The organism is Pantoea sp. SGAir0180 (assembly GCF_043546245.1).
In genome coordinates this window covers 380,605-402,407 of sequence record NZ_CP028071.1, presented here as the reverse complement: position 1 = coordinate 402,407, position 21,803 = coordinate 380,605, and the positions used below count along the sequence as shown (strand labels likewise).

Annotated in this window: 13 protein-coding genes, 2 tRNA genes and 3 rRNA genes; 7 read left to right on the top strand and 11 right to left on the bottom strand. The window is 54.3% G+C overall.

The genetic code is table 11. The features are described from left to right. The first annotated feature begins 27 nt into the window (after positions 1-27). Positions 28-420 carry a winged helix-turn-helix transcriptional regulator gene (locus C1N58_RS01975; RefSeq protein ID WP_394550378.1) on the top strand — a complete coding sequence of 131 codons (393 nt, stop codon included), beginning with the start codon at positions 28-30 and terminating at the stop codon, positions 418-420. Between the two features lie 66 nt (positions 421-486). Here the strand turns inward: C1N58_RS01975 and C1N58_RS01970 are convergent, their stop codons facing one another. Beyond that, positions 487-1,602 (bottom strand): tRNA/rRNA methyltransferase, encoded by a 1,116-nt coding sequence (locus C1N58_RS01970; protein WP_006120689.1) that lies wholly within the window; start codon positions 1,600-1,602, stop codon positions 487-489. Positions 1,603-1,762: 160 nt separating this feature from the next. Between C1N58_RS01970 and trxC the strand changes: the two genes are divergently transcribed. The 4 genes from trxC to pssA all read left to right on the top strand — a co-directional run bounded on the left by trxC (position 1,763) and on the right by pssA (position 7,216). After that, positions 1,763-2,182 (top strand): thioredoxin TrxC, encoded by a 420-nt coding sequence (trxC, locus tag C1N58_RS01965; RefSeq protein ID WP_039340125.1) that lies wholly within the window; start codon positions 1,763-1,765, stop codon positions 2,180-2,182. An 82-nt stretch (positions 2,183-2,264) separates the two neighbouring features. Continuing rightward, the gene (locus tag C1N58_RS01960) at positions 2,265-2,945 is read left to right on the top strand and encodes a tRNA-uridine aminocarboxypropyltransferase (protein WP_054633257.1); all 681 of its coding nucleotides are present in this window, start codon (positions 2,265-2,267) and stop codon (positions 2,943-2,945) included. A gap of 140 nt (positions 2,946-3,085) precedes the next feature. Beyond that, positions 3,086-5,761 carry a bifunctional acetate--CoA ligase family protein/GNAT family N-acetyltransferase gene (locus C1N58_RS01955; protein ID WP_394564518.1) on the top strand — a complete coding sequence of 892 codons (2,676 nt, stop codon included), beginning with the start codon at positions 3,086-3,088 and terminating at the stop codon, positions 5,759-5,761. A gap of 99 nt (positions 5,762-5,860) precedes the next feature. After that, positions 5,861-7,216 (top strand): CDP-diacylglycerol--serine O-phosphatidyltransferase, encoded by a 1,356-nt coding sequence (gene pssA / locus C1N58_RS01950; RefSeq protein ID WP_375093642.1) that lies wholly within the window; start codon positions 5,861-5,863, stop codon positions 7,214-7,216. Positions 7,217-7,257: 41 nt separating this feature from the next. On the opposite strand, the gene C1N58_RS01945 is transcribed toward pssA, so the two are convergent. Both C1N58_RS01945 and C1N58_RS01940 read right to left on the bottom strand, forming a co-directional pair. Next, positions 7,258-8,553 (bottom strand): MFS family transporter, encoded by a 1,296-nt coding sequence (locus tag C1N58_RS01945; protein ID WP_039340130.1) that lies wholly within the window; start codon positions 8,551-8,553, stop codon positions 7,258-7,260. A 222-nt stretch (positions 8,554-8,775) separates the two neighbouring features. Then, complete coding sequence (locus tag C1N58_RS01940) at positions 8,776-9,816, bottom strand: zinc-dependent alcohol dehydrogenase family protein (RefSeq protein ID WP_058702295.1); 1,041 nt, start codon at positions 9,814-9,816, stop codon at positions 8,776-8,778. Positions 9,817-9,948: 132 nt separating this feature from the next. Between C1N58_RS01940 and C1N58_RS01935 the strand changes: the two genes are divergently transcribed. After that, positions 9,949-10,410, top strand: coding sequence for an Lrp/AsnC family transcriptional regulator (locus tag C1N58_RS01935; RefSeq protein ID WP_233255815.1), 462 nt, complete (start codon positions 9,949-9,951; stop codon positions 10,408-10,410). A gap of 237 nt (positions 10,411-10,647) precedes the next feature. On the opposite strand, the gene rrf is transcribed toward C1N58_RS01935, so the two are convergent. The 8 genes from rrf to rluD form a co-directional block, all read right to left on the bottom strand. Next, positions 10,648-10,763 (bottom strand): 5S ribosomal RNA (gene rrf / locus C1N58_RS01930). Between the two features lie 226 nt (positions 10,764-10,989). Continuing rightward, positions 10,990-13,895: ribosomal RNA gene (locus tag C1N58_RS01925) — 23S ribosomal RNA — on the bottom strand. 202 nt (positions 13,896-14,097) lie between these two features. Continuing rightward, positions 14,098-14,173 (bottom strand) — tRNA-Ala (locus C1N58_RS01920). Between the two features lie 142 nt (positions 14,174-14,315). Beyond that, a tRNA-Ile gene (locus tag C1N58_RS01915) sits at positions 14,316-14,392 on the bottom strand. Positions 14,393-14,465: 73 nt separating this feature from the next. Further along, positions 14,466-16,007 (bottom strand): 16S ribosomal RNA (locus C1N58_RS01910). Together the 16S, 23S and 5S rRNA genes with 2 tRNA genes alongside form the textbook arrangement of a ribosomal RNA operon. Positions 16,008-16,485: 478 nt before the next feature. Next, entirely contained in the window at positions 16,486-19,059 is a 2,574-nt protein-coding gene (gene clpB, locus C1N58_RS01905; RefSeq protein ID WP_033739502.1) for an ATP-dependent chaperone ClpB, read from the bottom strand. Positions 19,060-19,184: 125 nt separating this feature from the next. Beyond that, entirely contained in the window at positions 19,185-19,916 is a 732-nt protein-coding gene (yfiH, locus tag C1N58_RS01900) for a purine nucleoside phosphorylase YfiH (RefSeq protein ID WP_054633248.1), read from the bottom strand. Next, the gene (gene rluD, locus C1N58_RS01895) at positions 19,913-20,893 is read right to left on the bottom strand and encodes a 23S rRNA pseudouridine(1911/1915/1917) synthase RluD (RefSeq protein ID WP_006120699.1); all 981 of its coding nucleotides are present in this window, start codon (positions 20,891-20,893) and stop codon (positions 19,913-19,915) included. The genes yfiH and rluD overlap by 4 nt, the downstream gene beginning before the upstream one ends. A 129-nt stretch (positions 20,894-21,022) precedes the next feature. On the opposite strand from rluD, the gene bamD reads away from it, so the two are divergent. After that, the gene (bamD, locus tag C1N58_RS01890) at positions 21,023-21,754 is read left to right on the top strand and encodes an outer membrane protein assembly factor BamD (RefSeq protein ID WP_006120700.1); all 732 of its coding nucleotides are present in this window, start codon (positions 21,023-21,025) and stop codon (positions 21,752-21,754) included. The last annotated feature ends 49 nt before the right edge of the window (positions 21,755-21,803 follow it).

The following is a 21,803-nucleotide window of genomic DNA, read 5'->3' as shown; positions in this document are numbered from 1 at the left end:
TTGGTGACCATAGAAAGGAAGGACACTATGCCAGCCTGGGTTGACGGAAAACTGGTTTTTTATGTGGATTCGCCACCGCGCCGCCTGATGGATCTGTTTTCGGTGAAGTGGATCACAATGGTGCTGCACGCACTGTTTCACTGGCCTGGCGGCCGCGCACGCACGGGGGAACTGCAGCGAAGCCTGCAGGGAATATCGAAAAAGATGTTGTTTCAGACGCTAAAAGAGCTGGAGCAACGCGGACTAATTTCCCGCCATGTTTATGACGTGGTGCCGCCTAAAGTGGAATATCAGTTAACGGCGCTGGGCAGAACCTTTGCAGAACCGGTGGAACAGCTTTATCAATGGGGACTGGAGAATCAACAGGTACTTGATGAGATGGATGCGCATTATCAGCGATCAAAGCCTGAGGGAGAGTAAAGCGCGGTAACGAACGGCATAGAGCATGATGGCGCCTTGGCCGCGCCATCGTTTTGCTCGCACAGATTATGCGTTCTGACGCCACCATTCGGCTAACAGCACACCGGTCGCGACCGACACATTCAGACTTTCCACATTACCGGTGCCGCCAATTGACAGGCTCATATCGCCCTGCTGGAACGTGCTGTCGGACAAGCCTTCACGTTCCTGCCCTAACACCAGGACCATTTTGGCAGGCAGCTCGGCTTCAGACAGCGGCGTACCCTGATGGCTGGATGTGGTTACGATGGTGTAACCCGCTTTACGGAACGCGTCGAGGCCTTGCGTAAAGGTTGTGCCGCTGATGGCCTGAACGTGTTCCGCCCCGCCTTCCGCGGTACGAACTGCCGCGCCGGATTCCAGCAACGAGGCATCATTCACCAGCAGCCCTTTCACACCGAAATGTGCACAGCTACGCATGATAGCGCCAAGGTTATGTGGGTTACTGACATCTTCAAGGGCCAGCACGCAGTCTTTGCTTTCGGCCTTCTCCAGCCACGCGGCCACATCCATGCCCATGCGCTTTTTAATCAGGAAGCACACGCCGCCATGGTGTTCGGTGCCGGAGGCTTTGGTGATCTCAGCGTCATCTACCACGTGGTAGGCTTTACGGTTCGCTGCCAGCCAGCGCAGCGCGTCGCGAAAACGCGGCGTAACGCTCTGCACAAACCAGGCACGCACGATGCTTTCGGGACGGCTCTGGAACAGCGCCTGACAGGCGTTTTCGCCATAAACCCGGGTTTCTTCCAGGCGCTGGCGGCGGATCTGCTCTACGTCCACGACACCTTTACCGCTGATGCCCGGGTTATCCGATTTGGGCTCATCGACCGGTGCACGGGAAACGGTGCGCCAGGGCGAATCACTGCTGCCGTAAGCGTCGCGGTTATCGCTGCTGCGATCGTTGCGGCGAGGTGCACTGTCATTGCGGCGTGGCGCGCTGTCGCTGCGACGACCTGTACTGCGTCCGCCTTCTTCACTGCGCTCAGTACGTGGGCCGGATGAACGACGAGTGTCTTCACGGCGAGCAGCAGGACGGCCACCTTTGCCTGTACGAGGATTGGGCGCACGCGCGCTTTGCTCATCTTCGCCACGCACATACATGACTTTGACCTTACCACTTTTGCCTTTAAATTCGTCGTTCATTTCTTCCTCCTGCATTGAGAGCGCGAAGATTACCTGATGTGACTGCGCTTAGCTATCAACTATTGAACCTATAGAGCAATCCACATTGAGCGGATCTTATCACCCTTTCATAATGGACAATATTGAGCAAAGCGCTCTACATCATTATCAGAGGTTTTTTATGAATACGGTATGCACGTCTTGTCAGGCAACCAATCGCGTTCCCGAAGAACGGCTTGCCGATGGTGCCAAATGTGGTCGTTGTGGCGAAAGCCTGTTTTCGGGTGACGTGATCAACGCCACTGCCGCCACGCTGGACAGCTATCTGCAGGATGACCTGCCTGTCGTCGTGGATTTTTGGGCACCCTGGTGCGGCCCTTGTGTCAACTTTGCGCCCGTTTATAAAGACGTCGCGCAGGAGCGTAGCGGTAAGGTTCGCTTTCTGAAGGTGAATACCGAAGCCGAGCCCGCCCTGAGCAGCCGTTTCCGCATTCGCAGTATCCCGACCATCATGGTGTTTAAAAAAGGCGAGATGGTGGATGTGCTGAACGGCGCGATGCCGAAAGCCCCCTTTAATGAGTGGCTCGACGAATCCCTGTAAGTCCCTGAGGCCAGCATCTGCTGGCCTTTTCCTTTTGTCCTACGCTTCGATTACACTACGCTTTTTCCTGTCCTGAAGAATCATGTCTGATAACGCCGTTTTACGTTTACGCAGCCAACGTCTGGCCCGTGCTACGCGTCCTTTTTTAGCCCGCGGAAATCGTGTGCTTCGCTGTCAGGGCTGTCTGTTGCCGGAAAAACAGTGCCTGTGCGACAGCATCGTTACACAGTCCGCCCGGAGCCGCTTTTGCCTGGTGATGTTTGATACCGAGCCGATGAAGCCAAGCAATACCGGCCGGTTGATTGCGGATGTGTTGCCAAATACGCAGGCCTTTGGCTGGTCACGCACGGAGCCCGATCCGCTGTTACTGGCGGCGGTGGCCGATGGGGCTTATCAGCCGATGGTGGTTTTTCCTGCCTCCTATGCGGATGACGGTCGCGAGATTCTCCACGCGCCGCCGCTGTCGGGCAAACCGCCGCTGTTTATTATGCTGGACGGTACCTGGAATGAGGCGCGGAAGATGTTTCGCAAAAGCCCCTGGCTTGATCGTTTCCCGGTGCTGTCGCTCAATGTAACGTCCCCTTCCCGCTACACGCTGCGTGAAGCACACGGCGAAGGCCAGCACTGTACGGCAGAAATTGCAGCGGCATTACTGCAACAGGCGGGCGACAGCGACGCAGCGCAGGCTTTATCCCGGCATTTTGAGCAGTTTCGCCAGGCTTACCTGGCCGGTAAACCGCACCATCCCGGTCAGAACCGATAACGTTAGCGGTCACGTACATGCGTGACGAATAGTGTCCCGGGCGCGCTGATGTACGCCCTTCTTCAGCCTGCGATCTGCCCGGCGGTAAAACGGGGCAAATACGTTTACAATCACCTAAATCCTGATGAATGGAGTACGTGATGAGTCAACGCGGACTGGAAGCGCTGTTAAGGCCGAAATCCATTGCGGTTATCGGCGCCTCGATCAAACCGGGACGCGCAGGCTATTTCATGATGCGCAACCTGCTGGCCGGCGGCTTTAGCGGACCGGTGTTGCCGGTTACGCCAAAATACAAAGCCGTAAGCGGCGTGCTGGCCTGGCCTGATATTCACAGTTTGCCTTTCGCCCCGGATTTGGCGGTGATTTGCACCCATCACAAAAGGAATCTGGAACTGCTGCAGCAGCTTGGCGAGAAAGGCTGTAAAGCCTGCATCATTCTTTCTGCGCCCACCAGCCAGCTTCCCGAATTAAAACAGTGCGCCAGCCGCTGGCAGATCCGCCTGCTCGGCCCTAACAGTCTGGGCCTGCTGGCACCGTGGCAGGGACTGAATGCCAGCTTTTCGCCCGTACCCATTGCTAAGGGCCGCATTGCGTTTATTTCGCAGTCATCTGCCGTCTCTAATACCATTCTCGACTGGGCACAGCAGCGTAACCTGGGCTTCTCCTGGTTTATCGCGCTGGGAGACAGTTTGGATACCGACGTGGATGACCTGCTGGATTTTCTTGCCCGCGATGGCAAAACCAGCGCGATTCTGCTTTATCTTGAACATCTTAGTGATGCACGCCGTTTTGTCTCGGCTTCGCGAAGCGCCTCACGTAATAAGCCCATCCTGATCATCAAAAGTGGGCGCAGCCGTCAGGCACAGGCGTTGCTGGGAACGCACAGTGGTCTGGATGCCGCCTGGGATGCCGCCATTCAGCGCGCCGGGTTACTGCGGGTACAGGATACCCACGAGCTGTTTACCGCAGTGGAATCCTTAAGCCATATGCGCCCGCCGCGTGGTCATCGCCTGATGATCGTCAGCAATGGTGCCGCGCCCGCCGCACTGGCGCTGGATGAACTCTATGCCCGCAACGGTAAGCTGGCCGTGCTGAGCGACGAGACCGTGCAGCAGCTCAATGCTTTCCTGCCGGAGGGCGTCGGACATGGCAATCCGCTTGATTTAAAAGACGATGCCACACCGGCGCGTTATCTTGACTGTATTAGCGTGCTGCTCGACAGCCATGATTTAGATGCGTTGATGCTGATTCATGCCCCCAGTGCCGTTGCCCCCGCCACCGAAACCGCAGAGAAAATTATTCAGCTGGTGCAACAACATCCGCGCGGTAAACAGCTTACGCTGTTGACGAACTGGTGCGGGGAATACTCTTCTCAGGCGGCGCGCCGGGCTTTTACGCAGGCGGGCATTCCTACCTGGCGCACGCCGGAAGGTACCGTTACCGCCTTTATGCACCAGGTGGAATACCGGCGTAATCAGAAGTTACTGCGGGAAACCCCCGCGCTGCCGGCCAGTCTGACCCAGGACAGTGCGCAGGCGCACCAGATCTTATCTCAGGCATTAAATCAGGGTGTGTTATCGCTGGATACGCATGAGGTGCAGCCGGTGCTCAAAGCCTACGGGCTGGCCACTCTGCCCACCTGGATTGCGAAAGACAGCGATGATGCGGTCACCATTGCCGAACAAATCGGTTACCCGGTTGCGCTAAAACTGCGCTCCCCGGACGTGGCGCATAAATCCGACGTCCAGGGCGTGATGCTGTATCTGCGCAATGCTGCTGAAGTGCGGCGCGCGGCAGACGCCATTATCGACCGCGTAAAACAGACGTTACCCAGCGCCCGAATCGAAGGGCTGGTCGTGCAGAGCATGGCAAATCGTGCCGGAGCACAGGAGCTGCGCATCGTCGTGGAACAGGATCCGCTGTTTGGCCCGATCATCATGCTGGGTGAAGGTGGCGTGGAATGGCAGGCTGAGAAACAGGCTGCCGTAGCGTTGCCGCCGCTCAATATGACGCTGGCGCGCTATCTGGTCATACAGGCGATCAAAGGCGGTAAGATCCGCAGCCGCAGTGCGCTCATCCCTCTTGATGTTGCCGCGCTGAGCCAGTTACTGGTACAGGTGTCTAACCTGGTGGTGGATTGCCCGGAAATAGCGCGCCTGGATATTCATCCGCTGTTGGCGGCGGGCAGTGATTTCACGCTGCTGGACGTCACCCTGTCGTTGGCCCCCTTTGACGGCAACAGCGAAACCCGCCTGGCGATTCGTCCTTATCCTCAGCACCTGGAAGAGGAGGTGGAGCTGAAAGATGGTCAGCATTGCCTGTTCCGCCCAATCTTACCCGAAGATGAACCGCTGCTGCGTGACTTCATCGGTCAGGTAACCAAAGAAGATCTCTACTACCGCTATTTCAGCGAAATTAACGAATTCACACATGACGATCTGGCCAATATGACGCAGATCGACTATGACCGGGAAATGGCGATCGTCGCGGTGCGTCAGCACCAGGGACAGCCGGAGATCATCGGCGTCACCCGCGCCATTTCGGATGCCGACAACATTGATGCAGAGTTCTCCGTGCTGGTACGTTCCGATCTGAAAGGTCTGGGAATGGGGCGGCGGTTACTCGAAAAAATGATTCGTTACACCCGCGCCCATGGCCTGCAACAACTGAACGGCATCACCATGCCGGGCAACCGTGGCATGGTCACGCTGGCGAAAAAACTCAATTTTAACGTGGAGGTGCAGATGGACGATGGTATCGTCAGCCTTAAGCTTTTGTTACAGGATAATGTCAATTTACCGTGTACAGAAAAGTAAAAATCGCCCGGTCAGCCCGGGTTGATGTTATTATTTAGCGTTATGACCCTGATTTGGTGGCAAAAGGCCATACAATGAACCGAGAAGAAGTGCACTGTGATGTTGTCTAAATTTAAGCGCAATAAACACCAACAACACCTCGCACAGCTGCCTAAACTGTCACAATCTGTTGCGGATGTGTCGACGCTTTATTCGCCTGGCGAATTCCGTGAGACGCTTTTGGAAAAGATTGCGTCAGCGCAATCGCGCATTTGTATCGTCGCCCTTTATCTGGAAAATGACGATGCAGGCCGCGCCGTCATGAACGCACTTTATGCGGCAAAAATCGCGCGTCCACAGCTGGATATCAGTATTTTAGTTGACTGGCACCGCGCCCAGCGCGGGCGCATTGGTGCCGCGCGCGGCGCCACTAACGCCGACTGGTATTGTGAGATGGCCCAGCAACATCCCGACAGCGTGATTCCGGTGTACGGCATCCCGGTGAATACGCGTGAAGCGCTGGGCGTACTGCACCTGAAAGGTTTCATCATTGATGACATGCTGCTTTACAGCGGTGCCAGCATTAATGACGTCTACCTGCACCAGCATGATAAATACCGCTACGACCGCTATCAGCTCATCCGTAACCCCGCCCTGGCTGACACCATGTTCGAATGGATTAATCACCATTTGAAAGAGGCGGAGGCGGTGAATCGTCTGGACTATGCAGAGCGGCCTTCCAGCCCGGAAATTAAAAACGAAACCCGGCAGTTTCGTCAGGACCTGCGCGGTTTTAACTATCAGTTTGAAGGCAACGCTGGCAACGATGAACTGGCCGTAACGCCTTTAGTAGGCTTAGGCAAACACAGCCTGCTGAACAAGACCATTTTCCATCTGATGCCCTGCGCAGAGAAAAAACTCACTATCTGCACCCCCTATTTCAACCTGCCCGCCTTGCTGGTGCGCAATATCATTGCCCTGTTACGTCAGGGCAAAGATGTCGAGATCATTGTGGGTGATAAGACGGCGAATGACTTCTATATTGCACCCGATGAGCCGTTCAAGATCATCGGTGCACTGCCCTATCTCTACGAAATTAATCTGCGTCGCTTTTTGAGTCGCCTGCAGTATTACGTCAGTAACGGACAGCTGATCGTGCGCTTATGGAAAGAGGGTGAGAACAGCTATCACCTGAAAGGGATGTGGGTCGATGATGAATGGCAGCTTATTACAGGCAACAACCTGAATCCGCGCGCCTGGCGGCTGGATCTGGAAAATGCGGTACTGATCCACGATCCGCATCAGCAACTGGCCGATCAGCGCCAGCACGAACTGATGCTGATCCGCCAACATACCACTGTGGTTAAGCATTTCCGTGAGCTGGAAAGTATTGCTGACTACCCGGCTAAAGTCCGTAAACTGATTCGACGCCTGCGTCGTATCCGTATTGACCGCCTGATCAGTCGTATCCTCTAGTTTTTCAGCATGCCGCAGACTGACTGCGGCATGCTGACCGATTAAAGCGTCATGCCCTTACCCTGCCGGTGCAGCAACAGCGATACCACGAAGGCCAGTGCCCCCATCCCAGAAACATACCAGAAGAACGTGGTTTCCATGTCGTGGTGTTTCATCAGCAACGCAACATACTCTGCCGATCCACCAAAAATGGCATTCGCCACCGCATAGGAAAGCCCGACACCGAGCGTCCTGACCTGCGGTGGAAACATCTCTGCTTTTAAAATCCCACTGATCGAGGTGTAAAAACTGGTGATCAGCAGCGCCAGCATAATCAGAATAAATGCCATGCCCGGACTCTGAACGTTTTGCAAAAGTGTCAGAATGGGCACAGTACAGATTGCTGCCCCAGCCCCAAAGATCATCATGGACGTGCGGCGGCCGATTTTATCCGACAAACCACCGATAATCGGCTGCAGCAGCATATAAACCAGTAACGCGCCGGTCATTAATCCGCTGGCCGTTTTCGCATCCATGCCTGACGTATTGACCAGGTACTTTTGCATATAGGTGGTAAAGGTATAAAAACTCAGCGATCCGCCCGCGGTAAAACCCAGTACCATCAGAAACGGCTTAGTATGATTTCGCAATAAGCCGATGACGCTGCCCGCATCGCGGTGTTCACGGGTTTGTTTATCTGAGGTCTCATCCAGCGAGCGGCGCAGCCATAACGCGACGACAGCCAGCGCGGCGCCTAAAAAGAACGGGATACGCCAGCCCCAGGTTCGTAGCTCATGATCGGTTAACAGAAACTGCAGCACCACGACCGTCAGTACCGCAGCCAGTTGGCCGCCGATTAAGGTGACATACTGGAATGAGGCATAAAACCCTTTTCGTCCTTCCAGCGCGACTTCACTCATATAGGTGGCGCTTGTGCCGTATTCACCGCCTACTGACAGTCCCTGAAACATACGCGCCAGCAAAAGCAGTGCGGGCGCGGCGATGCCAATACTTTCGTAGCCCGGCAGGCAGGCGATCACCAGCGATCCGAAACACATCATGCAGACCGAGATCAGCATGGATTTTTTGCGGCCGTGGCGGTCGCCAATGTAGCCAAATAACCAGCCGCCAATCGGCCGCATTAAGAAGCCCGCCGCAAAGACGCCTGCGGTCTGCAGCAGTTGGGTTGTGGTGTCGCCCTGGGGGAAGAAAATATGGGCAAAGTAGAGTGAGAAAAACGAGTACACATAAAAGTCGAACCATTCGACGAGATTACCTGAGGATGCGCCTACGATGGCCCAGATACGTTTTTTTCTGTCGATCGCCTGCGTGTGGGGAGTGCTGTTCATGTCTGACATGCTATGCCTCGGCTCCTTGCTGATAAGCAGCGTTAAAGCGTTGAGTAAAGCATGGACGGCAATAAAACGGAAAGAGGTGTTGCCCCGAGCCTATAAAATGTGACCTGTGTTGCTAATTTACTGAAATCATTGCGTGATATATCAGGCGGCTTTTACCGATAACGCCGCGTCAGCGCCTCACGATGACATCCTGGAAGCACTGACATGCGCACAGGAAGACCGTTAAAATGCAGTGATCACCGTAACACCGGGCGATTCAAACTTATCCATATTCATTAACGCCTCTATGGATTGCTCCAGGTTAATGGTTCTGCCGATCAGTTTTTCCGGACAAAGTTTTCCTGCATGAATCATGTTCATCATCACATCATAGCGATGGGCCTGCATGCCGTGGCTGCCAATAATTTCCAGTTCATTAGCAATGACCCGCGCCATAGGAATGGGCGGTGCGCTGTGTTCACCTGCCATCAGGCCAACCTGAACGTGCCTGCCTCTTTTTCGTAATGAGTTGATAGCGTTGACACAGGTTGCCGTATGACCCAGCGCATCGATTGAAACGTGCGCCCCGCCGTGGGTGAACTCTCTGACCGCTTCCGCTACGTCGGCGACCTGCGTGGCATTTACGATGGCAACAGCGCCCAGCTCACGCGCCAGTTGCAGCTTTTCATCCGAGATATCCACCGCTATGACATTGGCGCCAAGTGCATTGGCAATCATGATGGCGGAAAGGCCTACGCCACCACAGCCGTGCACAGCAAGCCACTGCCCTGCGGACGTTTTCCCCTGATCAACAACGGCCCTGAAAGAGGTGATGAAGCGACATCCCAGACTGGCCGCAGTGGTGAAATTCAGCGTATCCGGTAGAGCAATGAGGTTCAGATCCGCCTGCTGTATGGCGACATATTCTGCGAAGGAGCCCCAGTGGGTAAAGCCTGGCTGAAACTGATGATCGCAGACCTGTTGATTGCCTGAATGGCACTCATGGCATAAACCGCATCCCGAGACAAAGGGCACGGTGACATTATCGCCCGGCCGCCATTTCGTCACCGCACTGCCGACCGCTTCAATCGTGCCGGCGAATTCATGCCCCGGCACGTGGGGTAACGGGATATCAGGATCGTGGCCGACCCAGCCATGCCAGTCGCTTCGGCAAACCCCAGTTGCTTTAACCCGAATCACAACGCCATGGGGTTCCGGTGTGGGATCCGGCAGCGTTTTCAGGACAGGCGGGGACAGAAATGATTCGTATATGACCGCTTTCATCAGTAAACCCTCATGTATGGTTTACTAAAAGTATACTGACAGGCCGTGAAATTACTTTTCGTGTATTGCAGGCGGATCATTGTTTATGAAATTATCTTTCATTAATGATAGTAAGGCTGAGTGAATATTTCAGTGAGCATTCTTGATAAGAAAGATGTGGCGTTACTGCGCTATCTGCAAAAGGACGGCAGAGTATCGAGTCTTAAGCTGTCTCAGGATTTGGATATGAGCCCGGCGTCAACATGGCGGCGCCTGAAGCGGCTTGAGGACGAAGCCTTCATTGAAGGTTATCAGGCGGTAGTGAATCGTCGAAAGATGGGGTTTGGCGTGATGGCATTCGTGCGTCTGGTCTGCAGCCAACACAGTGAGGCGGCAACACGAGACTTTGAAGAGCGGATCAATGCGAATCCTTATGTCCTGTCATGCCACAATATCACTGGCGAGGCCGACTTCCTTTTGCAGGTGGTTGCGCGGGATTTAGATCATTACAGCCTGTTTATTGAAAAGGAACTGCGCAAGCTGCCGGGGATCCTGAGCATTAATTCTTCGATTTCGCTCAGGGAAGTGAAGAAAAGCCATCCCCTGCCGGTCTGAGGGTACGGTTTACTTTCTGACCCAGGATGGCGGGCCTGGAGAATTTATACAAAGAAACGGTACCAGGCGCCGATGGAAGGAGTCTTGCCAGCCGGTTCAGTGCAAACAGCAGCGTAGGATATCGGGCTCAAGAGGCTTTAAACGGCCATAAGATTCTGCCCGGCTGCCTGCTGAACCATGATTTGCGGACGTAAAAAAGCCCCGTACTTCCGTACGGGGCTTCTTCACCTGATTGATGCCTGGCAGTTCCCTACTCTCGCATGGGGAGACCCCACACTACCATCGGCGCTACGGCGTTTCACTTCTGAGTTCGGCATGGGGTCAGGTGGGACCACCGCGCTACAGCCGCCAGGCAAATTCTTTCTGCCCTGTCCTGTGTCTTTTGGGCTGATGCCGCGTTGGCGCCCTCGCGCTGCTCAGTCACATACTTCAGTATGCTCCTTCACATCGTCTCGGTTGCCGCCTTGCCTCAGCGCAAAATCCTCCGGACTCACGTCCGCAGAACAGAACCATATTCTTATCCGGTAAACAAGGCTGAAAATTCTTTCTGTCTCTCAACCAAAACGCCTCTGGCGTTGTAAGGTTAAGCCTCACGGGTCATTAGTACCGGTAAGCTCAACGCATCGCTGCGCTTACACACCCGGCCTATCAACGTCGTCGTCTTCAACGTCCCTTCAGGAGGCCCGAAGCCTCAGGGAGAACTCATCTCGGGGCAAGTTTCGTGCTTAGATGCTTTCAGCACTTATCTTTTCCGCACTTAGCTACCGGGCAGTGCCACTGGCGTGACAACCCGGACACCAGCGGTGCGTTCACTCCGGTCCTCTCGTACTAGGAGCAACCCCCCTCAATTCTCCAGCGCCCACGGCAGATAGGGACCGAACTGTCTCACGACGTTCTAAACCCAGCTCGCGTACCACTTTAAACGGCGAACAGCCGTACCCTTGGGACCTACTTCAGCCCCAGGATGTGATGAGCCGACATCGAGGTGCCAAACACCGCCGTCGATATGAACTCTTGGGCGGTATCAGCCTGTTATCCCCGGAGTACCTTTTATCCGTTGAGCGATGGCCCTTCCATTCAGAACCACCGGATCACTATGACCTGCTTTCGCACCTGCTCGAGCCGTCACTCTCGCAGTCAAGCTGGCTTATGCCATTGCACTAACCTCCTGATGTCCGACCAGGATTAGCCAACCTTCGTGCTCCTCCGTTACGCTTTGGGAGGAGACCGCCCCAGTCAAACTACCCACCAGACACTGTCCGCAGCCCGGATCACGGGCCCACGTTAGAACACCAAACATTAAAGGGTGGTATTTCAAGGACGGCTCCACGCAGACTGGCGTCCACGCTTCAAAGCCTCCCACCTATCCTACACATCAAGGCTCAGTGTTCAGTGTCAAGCTGTAGTAAAGGTTCACGGGGTCTTTCCGTCTTGCCGCGGGTACACTGCATCTTCACAGCGATTTCAATTTCACTGAGTCTCGGGTGGAGACAGCCTGGCCATCATTACGCCATTCGTGCAGGTCGGAACTTACCCGACAAGGAATTTCGCTACCTTAGGACCGTTATAGTTACGGCCGCCGTTTACCGGGGCTTCGATCAAGAGCTTCTCCTTACGGATAACCCCATCAATTAACCTTCCGGCACCGGGCAGGCGTCACACCGTATACGTCCACTTTCGTGTTTGCACAGTGCTGTGTTTTTAATAAACAGTTGCAGCCAGCTGGTATCTTCGACTGGCCTCGGCTCCGGGAGCAAGTCCCTTCACCTACGCGCCAGCGTGCCTTCTCCCGAAGTTACGGCACCATTTTGCCTAGTTCCTTCACCCGAGTTCTCTCAAGCGCCTGGGTATTCTCTACCTGACCACCTGTGTCGGTTTGGGGTACGATTTCGTGTTACCTGATGCTTAGAGGCTTTTCCTGGAAGCAGGGCATTTATCACTTCAGCACCGTGGTGCCTCGTCGTCACGCCTCAGTGTAAAGTGCACCGGATTTGCCTGGCGCACACACCTACACGCTTAAACCGGGACAACCGTCGCCCGGCCGATATAGCCTTCTCCGTCCCCCCTTCGCAGTAACACCAAGTACAGGAATATTAACCTGTTTCCCATCGACTACGCCTTTCGGCCTCGCCTTAGGGGTCGACTCACCCTGCTCCGATTAACGTTGAACAGGAACCCTTGGTCTTCCGGCGACAAGGTTTTTCACCTTGTTTATCGTTACTTATGTCAGCATTCGCACTTCTGATACCTCCAGCATGCCTCACAGCACACCTTCAGCGGCTTACAGAACGCTCCCCTACCCAGCAACGCTTACGCGTCGCTGCCGCAGCTTCGGTGCATGGTTTAGCCCCGTTACATCTTCCGCGCAGGCCGACTCGACCAGTGAGCTATTACGCTTTCTTTAAATGATGGCTGCTTCTAAGCCAACATCCTGGCTGTCTGTGCCTTCCCACATCGTTTCCCACTTAACCATGACTTTGGGACCTTAGCTGGCGGTCTGGGTTGTTTCCCTCTTCACGACGGACGTTAGCACCCGCCGTGTGTCTCCCGTGATAACATTCTCCGGTATTCGCAGTTTGCATCGGGTTGGTAAGCCGGGATGGCCCCCTAGCCGAAACAGTGCTCTACCCCCGGAGATGAGTTCACGAGGCGCTACCTAAATAGCTTTCGGGGAGAACCAGCTATCTCCCGGTTTGATTGGCCTTTCACCCCCAGCCACAGGTCATCCGCTAATTTTTCAACATTAGTCGGTTCGGTCCTCCAGTTAGTGTTACCCAACCTTCAACCTGCCCATGGCTAGATCACCGGGTTTCGGGTCTATACCCTGCAACTTAACGCCCAGTTAAGACTCGGTTTCCCTGCGGCTCCCCTATACGGTTAACCTTGCTACAGAATATAAGTCGCTGACCCATTATACAAAAGGTACGCAGTCACACCACGAAGGTGCTCCCACTGCTTGTACGTACACGGTTTCAGGTTCTGTTTCACTCCCCTCGCCGGGGTTCTTTTCGCCTTTCCCTCACGGTACTGGTTCACTATCGGTCAGTCAGGAGTATTTAGCCTTGGAGGATGGTCCCCCCATATTCAGACAGGATACCACGTGTCCCGCCTTACTCATCGAACTCACAGCCTGTGCACCTTTGTGTACGGGAGTATCACCCTGTACCCTGCGACTTTCCAGACGCTTCCACTGATGCACAAGCTGATGCAGGTTCTGGGCTCCTCCCCGTTCGCTCGCCGCTACTGGGGGAATCTCGGTTGATTTCTTTTCCTCGGGGTACTTAGATGTTTCAGTTCCCCCGGTTCGCCTCATGCCGCTATGGATTCACTGCATGATAGTGTGACGAGTCACACTGGGTTTCCCCATTCGGGTATCGCCGGTTGTAGCGGTTCATATCACCTTACCGGCGCTTATCGCAGATTAGCACGCCCTTCATCGCCTCTGACTGCCAGGGCATCCACCGTGTACGCTTGGTCGCTTAACCTCACAACCCACAGGCGTTTTGCGCTTGCGTGTTATGAGCTTTTGAGAGACCCGAACGCATCGTGCTGTGTTCCTTATTACGGAGGAACACGACGTGCGTCGTTTCAAATTTTCAGCTTGTTCCGGATTGTTAAAGAGCATAATACTTCGCAGCACACCGTCGCCGGTACGCTCTGAAGTATTGTCAGAAAAAACAGCAAGTATGGTGGAGCTAAGCGGGATCGAACCGCTGACCTCCTGCGTGCAAGGCAGGCGCTCTCCCAGCTGAGCTATAGCCCCATACAGTTACTGCAGAGACCACTACCACCACTCAACTGCGTGCACTTCATGAGAAATGCACTTCGTGCTCAGGCAAGGCGTGTTTCCGCGAAGCATAGTGAACTATGCGAGCCGGAGACATAACGCAGCATGAGTGCGAAGTTGGTAGGCCTGAGTGGACTTGAACCACCGACCTCACCCTTATCAGGGGTGCGCTCTAACCACCTGAGCTACAAGCCTGTAGAGGTTTTTTCTGCTCGTGACTTTCTATCAGACAATCTGTGTGAGCACTTCGCACGAAGGTATCTTCAGGTAAGGAGGTGATCCAACCGCAGGTTCCCCTACGGTTACCTTGTTACGACTTCACCCCAGTCATGAATCACAAAGTGGTAAGCGCCCTCCCGAGGGTTAAGCTACCTACTTCTTTTGCAACCCACTCCCATGGTGTGACGGGCGGTGTGTACAAGGCCCGGGAACGTATTCACCGTGGCATTCTGATCCACGATTACTAGCGATTCCGACTTCACGGAGTCGAGTTGCAGACTCCGATCCGGACTACGACGCACTTTATGAGGTCCGCTTGCTCTCGCGAGGTCGCTTCTCTTTGTATGCGCCATTGTAGCACGTGTGTAGCCCTACTCGTAAGGGCCATGATGACTTGACGTCATCCCCACCTTCCTCCGGTTTATCACCGGCAGTCTCCTTTGAGTTCCCGACCGAATCGCTGGCAACAAAGGATAAGGGTTGCGCTCGTTGCGGGACTTAACCCAACATTTCACAACACGAGCTGACGACAGCCATGCAGCACCTGTCTCAGCGTTCCCGAAGGCACCAATCCATCTCTGGAAAGTTCGCTGGATGTCAAGAGTAGGTAAGGTTCTTCGCGTTGCATCGAATTAAACCACATGCTCCACCGCTTGTGCGGGCCCCCGTCAATTCATTTGAGTTTTAACCTTGCGGCCGTACTCCCCAGGCGGTCGACTTAACGCGTTAGCTCCGGAAGCCACTCCTCAAGGGAACAACCTCCAAGTCGACATCGTTTACGGCGTGGACTACCAGGGTATCTAATCCTGTTTGCTCCCCACGCTTTCGCACCTGAGCGTCAGTCTTCGTCCAGGGGGCCGCCTTCGCCACCGGTATTCCTCCAGATCTCTACGCATTTCACCGCTACACCTGGAATTCTACCCCCCTCTACGAGACTCAAGCCTGCCAGTTTCAAATGCAGTTCCCAGGTTAAGCCCGGGGATTTCACATCTGACTTAACAGACCGCCTGCGTGCGCTTTACGCCCAGTAATTCCGATTAACGCTTGCACCCTCCGTATTACCGCGGCTGCTGGCACGGAGTTAGCCGGTGCTTCTTCTGCGGGTAACGTCAATTGCTGAGGTTATTAACCTCACCACCTTCCTCCCCGCTGAAAGTACTTTACAACCCGAAGGCCTTCTTCATACACGCGGCATGGCTGCATCAGGCTTGCGCCCATTGTGCAATATTCCCCACTGCTGCCTCCCGTAGGAGTCTGGACCGTGTCTCAGTTCCAGTGTGGCTGGTCATCCTCTCAGACCAGCTAGGGATCGTCGCCTAGGTGGGCCGTTACCCCGCCTACAAGCTAATCCCATCTGGGCACATCCGATGGTGTGAGGCCCGAAGGTCCCCCACTTTGGTCTTGCGACGTTATGCGGTATTAGCTACCGTTTCCAGTAGTTATCCCCCTCCATCGGGCAGTTTCCCAGACATTACTCACCCGTCCGCCACTCGTCACCCGAGGAGCAAGCTCCTCTGTGCTACCGTCCGACTTGCATGTGTTAGGCCTGCCGCCAGCGTTCAATCTGAGCCATGATCAAACTCTTCAATTTAAAGTTTGATTTGCTGCAACCAGTGCAGCGATGCTCAAGGAAAACGTCGTAATGAATTTCAATACGTGTTCACTCTTAAGACTTGATATTTTTTTGCGTCCGGAGACGCGGATATCAATCCTGCGAGTGCCCACACAGATTGTCTGATAAATTGTTAAAGAGCAGTGCAACCAGCGGGTTAACCGTCTGTTGCGAGGTGGCGTATATTACGCTTTCCTCCTTCAGAGTCAACCTCTTTTTCAGAAGTTTTTCTCCGGCGAAAACTCCGGGGAGTTCTCTGCTGAACACCGCGTTACGTAAGCCGTTGTGCCGTGTCAGTGGAGGCGCATTATAGGCAAATATTTTGGGCTGGCAAGGGGGTAATTCAAAGAAACTTCTCAACCGCTCACTTTCCAGGCAAACCGTCGCAGAAACCGCCAATCCGGCCCGTTTCAGAAACAAAAAACGGGCATTACGCCCGTTTTTAACAGAGACAACCTTACTGATGTGCCGTAATGACGTCGTCTTTGACATCCATTTCTATCACTTTTCCCGGAACCAGTTGCCCGGAAAGGATCTGCTGTGCCAGCGGATTCTCTATCTGTTGCTGGATAGCGCGTTTCAGTGGACGCGCACCGTACACCGGATCATAACCGTTCTCACCCAGCAGCTTGATCGCGGCATCAGAGATATGCAGCTGATAACCGCGATCCTCCAGACGTTTGTACAACCGTTGCAGCTGAATCTGTGCGATAGAGGCAATGTGTTTTTCACCCAGAGGATGGAACACCACCACCTCATCAATACGGTTAACAAATTCAGGACGGAAGTGCTGTCCTACCACACCCATGACAACCCCCTTCATTTCGGCGTAGTTCAGATTGCCGAAACGTTCCTGAATCAGATCGGAGCCCAGGTTCGAGGTCATGATTACCACCGTGTTGCGGAAATCAACGGTGCGACCTTGCCCATCCGTTAACCGGCCATCATCCAGCACCTGCAGCAGGATATTGAAGACATCGGGATGCGCCTTCTCTATCTCATCCAGCAGAATCACCGAATACGGACGACGGCGAACCGCCTCGGTCAGATAGCCGCCCTCTTCATAGCCAACGTAGCCCGGAGGTGCCCCCACCAGCCGCGATACCGAGTGTTTCTCCATAAATTCAGACATGTCGATACGGACCATCGCATCGTCACTGTCAAACAGGAAGTTAGCCAGCGATTTACACAACTCGGTTTTACCCACACCCGTTGGGCCGAGGAACAGGAATGACCCGACAGGACGGTTTGGATCGGCCAGACCCGCACGGCTACGACGAATGGCATTGGACACCGCTTCGACGGCTTCATCCTGTCCGATAACGCGCGAGTGGAGCTCCTGTTCCATTCGCAGCAGTTTGTCTCGCTCCCCTTCCATCATGCGGGCAACCGGAATACCGGTCCAGCGCGCCAGCACATCGGCAATTTCCACATCTGTCACGCGATTGCGCAGCAGCTTCATGGTTTTGCCTTCAGACTGGGTGGCAGAAGCCAGTTGTTTTTCCAGCGCCGGGATTTTGCCGTACTGCAGCTCAGACATCTGCGCCAAATCACCAGAGCGACGCGCCTGCTCAAGCTGGAGGCGTGCCTGTTCCAGCTCCGCTTTAATATTCTGCGTACCGGTTAATGAGGCTTTTTCCGCTTTCCACTCTTCTTCCAGCTCAGCATATTCACGCTCTTTCTGATTCAGCTCCGCTTCGAGCATCTCCAGACGTTTCACGCTGGCATCATCAGACTCTTTCTTCAGCGCCTGCTGTTCCAGTTTCAACTGAATAATGCGCCGCTCCAGTCGATCCAGTGCCTCTGGTTTGGAGTCAATCTGCATACGAATGCTGGATGCCGCTTCATCGATCAGGTCAATCGCCTTATCGGGTAACTGACGATCGGCGATATAGCGGTGAGAAAGCGTGGCCGCCGCAACGATAGCCGGGTCAGTAATCTGTACATGATGGTGCAACTCATAGCGCTCTTTTAACCCGCGCAAAATGGCGATGGTATCTTCAACGCTTGGCTCTGCGACAAACACTTTCTGGAAACGACGCTCCAGTGCCGCATCCTTCTCGATGTACTGGCGATATTCATCCAGCGTGGTGGCACCGACGCAGTGCAGCTCACCACGTGCCAGTGCCGGCTTCAGCATATTACCGGCATCCATTGCGCCGTCCGCTTTGCCTGCGCCCACCATGGTATGTAACTCATCGATAAACAGGATGACGTTGCCTTCCTGTTTGGCCAGGTCGCTGAGTACGCCTTTCAGGCGCTCCTCGAATTCACCCCGGTATTTTGCCCCCGCCACCAGCGCGCCCATATCCAGCGCCAGTACACGGCGACCTTTCAGCCCTTCCGGCACCTCGCCATTGATAATGCGTTGGGCCAGCCCTTCAACAATGGCGGTCTTACCTACGCCGGGCTCACCGATTAACACAGGGTTATTTTTAGTACGGCGCTGCAATACCTGAATGGTACGGCGAATTTCCTCATCACGACCAATCACCGGATCCAGCTTGCCTTTCTCGGCACGCTCAGTGAGATCGATTGTGTATTTCTTTAACGCCTGACGCTGATCTTCAGCACCCTGATCGTTCACGTTGTCACCTCCACGAAGTTGTTCTATCGCTTTGGTGAGCTTGTCGTTAGTGGCACCCGCAGACTTCAGAATGTCTGCCAGCGAGCCACGTGAATCCAGGGCTGCCAAAACAAATAATTCAGATGAGATAAAGTTGTCATTGCGCTTCTGTGCCAGCTTGTCGCACAGATTAAGCACTCTGATCAGGTCGGCAGAAGGTTGCACGTCGCCGTCGCTGCCTTCCACCTGGGGCAGACGATCGATAGCCTGGTCAATCTGCGTACGCAGAGAGGCCACGTCTATGCCGGTAGAGGACAACAGCGGAGCGACCGATCCCCCTTCCTGTTTGAGCAGTGCGCTCATCAGATGTAAAGGTTCGATAAACTGGTTGTCGTGTCCCAATGCCAGAGACTGCGCGTCGGAGAGAGCAAGTTGAAATTTATTAGTAAGACGATCCAGACGCATAATTCCTCCCATTACAGGTCAAATGCTACTGGAGATTAAAATGAGGTCATCCCTCAAGTTTTCAAGGATAATGACCTGAGATATGAGTAAAAAATGCACTGCCTGGATCGTCTTATGGCGTAAGACTATAACAGCCAAATTAAAGTTGCCATACGCCCGGTGATCCCGTCCCGGCGGTAGGAGAAGAAATTGTCGGGTTCACTGAAGGTGCAGCGTGAATCTGCACTGACAGACTGGACCCCTGCGGCCTGCAGGCGTTGTCGGGCCAGATGCCAGATATCGGCAAAAAATTTATCTCCGACGGGGCGGAATGCATCTGCCGCACGCGGATCAATGTCCATGAATGCACGACGAACCTCCGCGCCGACTTCAAAAGCATCAGGACCGATCGCCGGCCCCAGCCAGGCATGGATTCTGTCGGGCGGCGCCTGAAACTGCGCCAGCGTATTTTCCAGCACGCCGCCACAAAGCCCACGCCATCCGGCATGTGCAGCGGCCACTTCACGCCCATCGTCAGAACAAAACAGCACGGGCAGGCAGTCAGCGGTCATCACAGCACAAACTACGCCCGGCTCACGCGTTATGCAGGCATCGGCTTGCCGCGGCTGAGGATCCATACGGGCAGAGAGATGTTCAACGTCAGTTGAATGCACCTGATTCAGCCATTGCGGCATCGCGGGCAACGCCGCAAGCGAGACCAGTCGCTTGCGGTTAGCACGAACATGTTCTGCTTTATCACCGACATGGCCCCCGAGATTCAGCGAGCACCAGTTTCCCTCACTAACGCCACCGTGGCGTAATGTCGAGACAGCTCGCACCTGCGCTGGCGCAGGCCATTTTGGGATAATCAGACTCATAACCAGTCCAGTTGATCCTTGAACATCTCTGTGTCGGCTTTCAGCGCGTCAATCAGATCGATCATATCCTGCGGAATGGCCGCATGAAACTCCATCTCAATACCCGAGATGGGATGATAAAGACGGAGCATCGTGGCGTGCAGTGCCTGACGATCAAAACCGCGTAAGGTCGCGATAAATTCTTCAGACGCGCCTTTTGGCGGACGCGGCCGGCCACCGTAGAGCGGATCGCCCACTAGCGGATGATTAATATGCGACATATGCACGCGAATCTGGTGCGTACGGCCGGTTTCCAGTCGCAGACGAAGCCGCGTATGGGCGCGGAAATGCTCCATAATGCGATAATGGGTCACAGCGGGTTTACCCATTGGATGCACGGACATATGCGTACGTTTCGTCGAGTGACGGCTAATCGGTTCATCCACCGTTCCCCCCGCCGTCATGGTGCCAATGGCCACCGCCTCATATTCACGCGTAATTTCACGACGCTGCAGGGCATCAACTAAATGCGTCTGCGCCGGTACGGTCTTCGCCACCACCATCAAACCGGTGGTGTCTTTATCCAGACGATGGACAATCCCCGCACGCGGAACGTCCACAATGGCGGGATAGTGATGCAGTAGTGCATTCAGTACCGTACCGTCGGGATTTCCCGCCCCAGGATGGACAACCAGGTCACGTGGTTTATTGATGACGATAATATCTTCGTCTTCGTATACGATATCCAGCGGGATGTCCTGGGGTTCCCAGCGCTGCTCCTCTTCGATCTCTGCATCAATCGTGACGCGCTCGCCGCCAAGCACTTTCTCTTTCGGCTTATCAATGACAGTGCCGTTAACACTGACGCGCTGGTTGAGAATCCACTCTTTTATGCGGGAACGTGAATAATCAGGGAACAATTCCGCCAAAGTCTGATCTAAACGTTGTCCGAGTTGTGACTCGGATACCGTTGCGGTGAGTTGAACTTGTTGTGCCATATACAGCTTCTTCGTTAACGTTGGGTTTTACGGCGATGCCGTTTAATATAATGTGCTATCGTACCTGGTCATTACCGGGAGCTATACGGACAGCTTCCGCCATAACATTTTGAGGATAATCACTTCGTCATGACGCGTATGAAATATCTGGTGGCTGCAGCCACACTGAGCCTGGCACTTGTTGGTTGTTCCGGCTCAAATGACGCGGTACCGGACAACCCGCCTTCTGAAATCTATGCTACAGCGCAACAAAAGCTGCAGGACGGTAACTTTAAAGCGGCGATTAAGCAACTGGAAGCGCTGGATAATCGTTACCCGTTCGGTCCCTATTCGCAGCAGGTTCAGTTGGATTTGATCTACGCGTACTATAAAAATGCCGATCTGCCCATGGCGCAGGCGGCGATCAGTCGCTTTATGCGTTTGAATCCTACGCACCCTAATATCGATTACGTCATCTATATGAAAGGTCTGACGGATATGGCGCTGGACGATTCAGCATTGCAGGGCTTTTTTGGCATTGACCGTTCGGACCGTGATCCTACGCATGCGCGCGATGCTTTCCGCGACTTTGCACAGCTGCTGCGCAGTTACCCGAACAGCCAGTATGCCGCTGATGCTTACAAGCGTCAGGTCTTCCTGAAAGATCGTCTGGCTAAATATGAACTCTCGGTGGCGCAATTCTATACCAAGCGCGGGGCTTATGTCGCGGTCGTTAACCGTGTTGAAGGCATGATGCGCGATTATCCTGATACGCAGGCGACCCACGACGCGCTTCCGCTGATGGAAAATGCCTACCGTCAACTGCAGTTGAATGCAGAGGCCGATAAAGTGGCAAAAATTATCGCCGCCAATAACGGTTAATCAGCCTTCCTTTCCCGAAACAAAAAAAGCAGCCCTGAGGCTGCTTTTT

Excerpts from the sequence above, each read along its gene's own strand:
- C1N58_RS01975 (WP_394550378.1), top strand. The coding sequence starts at position 28 with ATGCCAGCCTGGGTTGACGGAAAACTGGTTTTTTATGTGGATTCGCCA.
- C1N58_RS01960 (WP_054633257.1), top strand. The coding sequence starts at position 2,265 with ATGTCTGATAACGCCGTTTTACGTTTACGCAGCCAACGTCTGGCCCGT.
- trxC (WP_039340125.1), top strand. The coding sequence starts at position 1,763 with ATGAATACGGTATGCACGTCTTGTCAGGCAACCAATCGCGTTCCCGAA.
- yfiH (WP_054633248.1), bottom strand. The coding sequence starts at position 19,916 with ATGAGTCTGATTATCCCAAAATGGCCTGCGCCAGCGCAGGTGCGAGCT.
- rluD (WP_006120699.1), bottom strand. The coding sequence starts at position 20,893 with ATGGCACAACAAGTTCAACTCACCGCAACGGTATCCGAGTCACAACTC.
- C1N58_RS01970 (WP_006120689.1), bottom strand. The coding sequence starts at position 1,602 with ATGAACGACGAATTTAAAGGCAAAAGTGGTAAGGTCAAAGTCATGTAT.
- C1N58_RS01940 (WP_058702295.1), bottom strand. The coding sequence starts at position 9,816 with ATGAAAGCGGTCATATACGAATCATTTCTGTCCCCGCCTGTCCTGAAA.
- clpB (WP_033739502.1), bottom strand. The coding sequence starts at position 19,059 with ATGCGTCTGGATCGTCTTACTAATAAATTTCAACTTGCTCTCTCCGAC.
- C1N58_RS01945 (WP_039340130.1), bottom strand. The coding sequence starts at position 8,553 with ATGTCAGACATGAACAGCACTCCCCACACGCAGGCGATCGACAGAAAA.
- bamD (WP_006120700.1), top strand. The coding sequence starts at position 21,023 with ATGACGCGTATGAAATATCTGGTGGCTGCAGCCACACTGAGCCTGGCA.
- pssA (WP_375093642.1), top strand. The coding sequence starts at position 5,861 with ATGTTGTCTAAATTTAAGCGCAATAAACACCAACAACACCTCGCACAG.
- C1N58_RS01955 (WP_394564518.1), top strand. The coding sequence starts at position 3,086 with ATGAGTCAACGCGGACTGGAAGCGCTGTTAAGGCCGAAATCCATTGCG.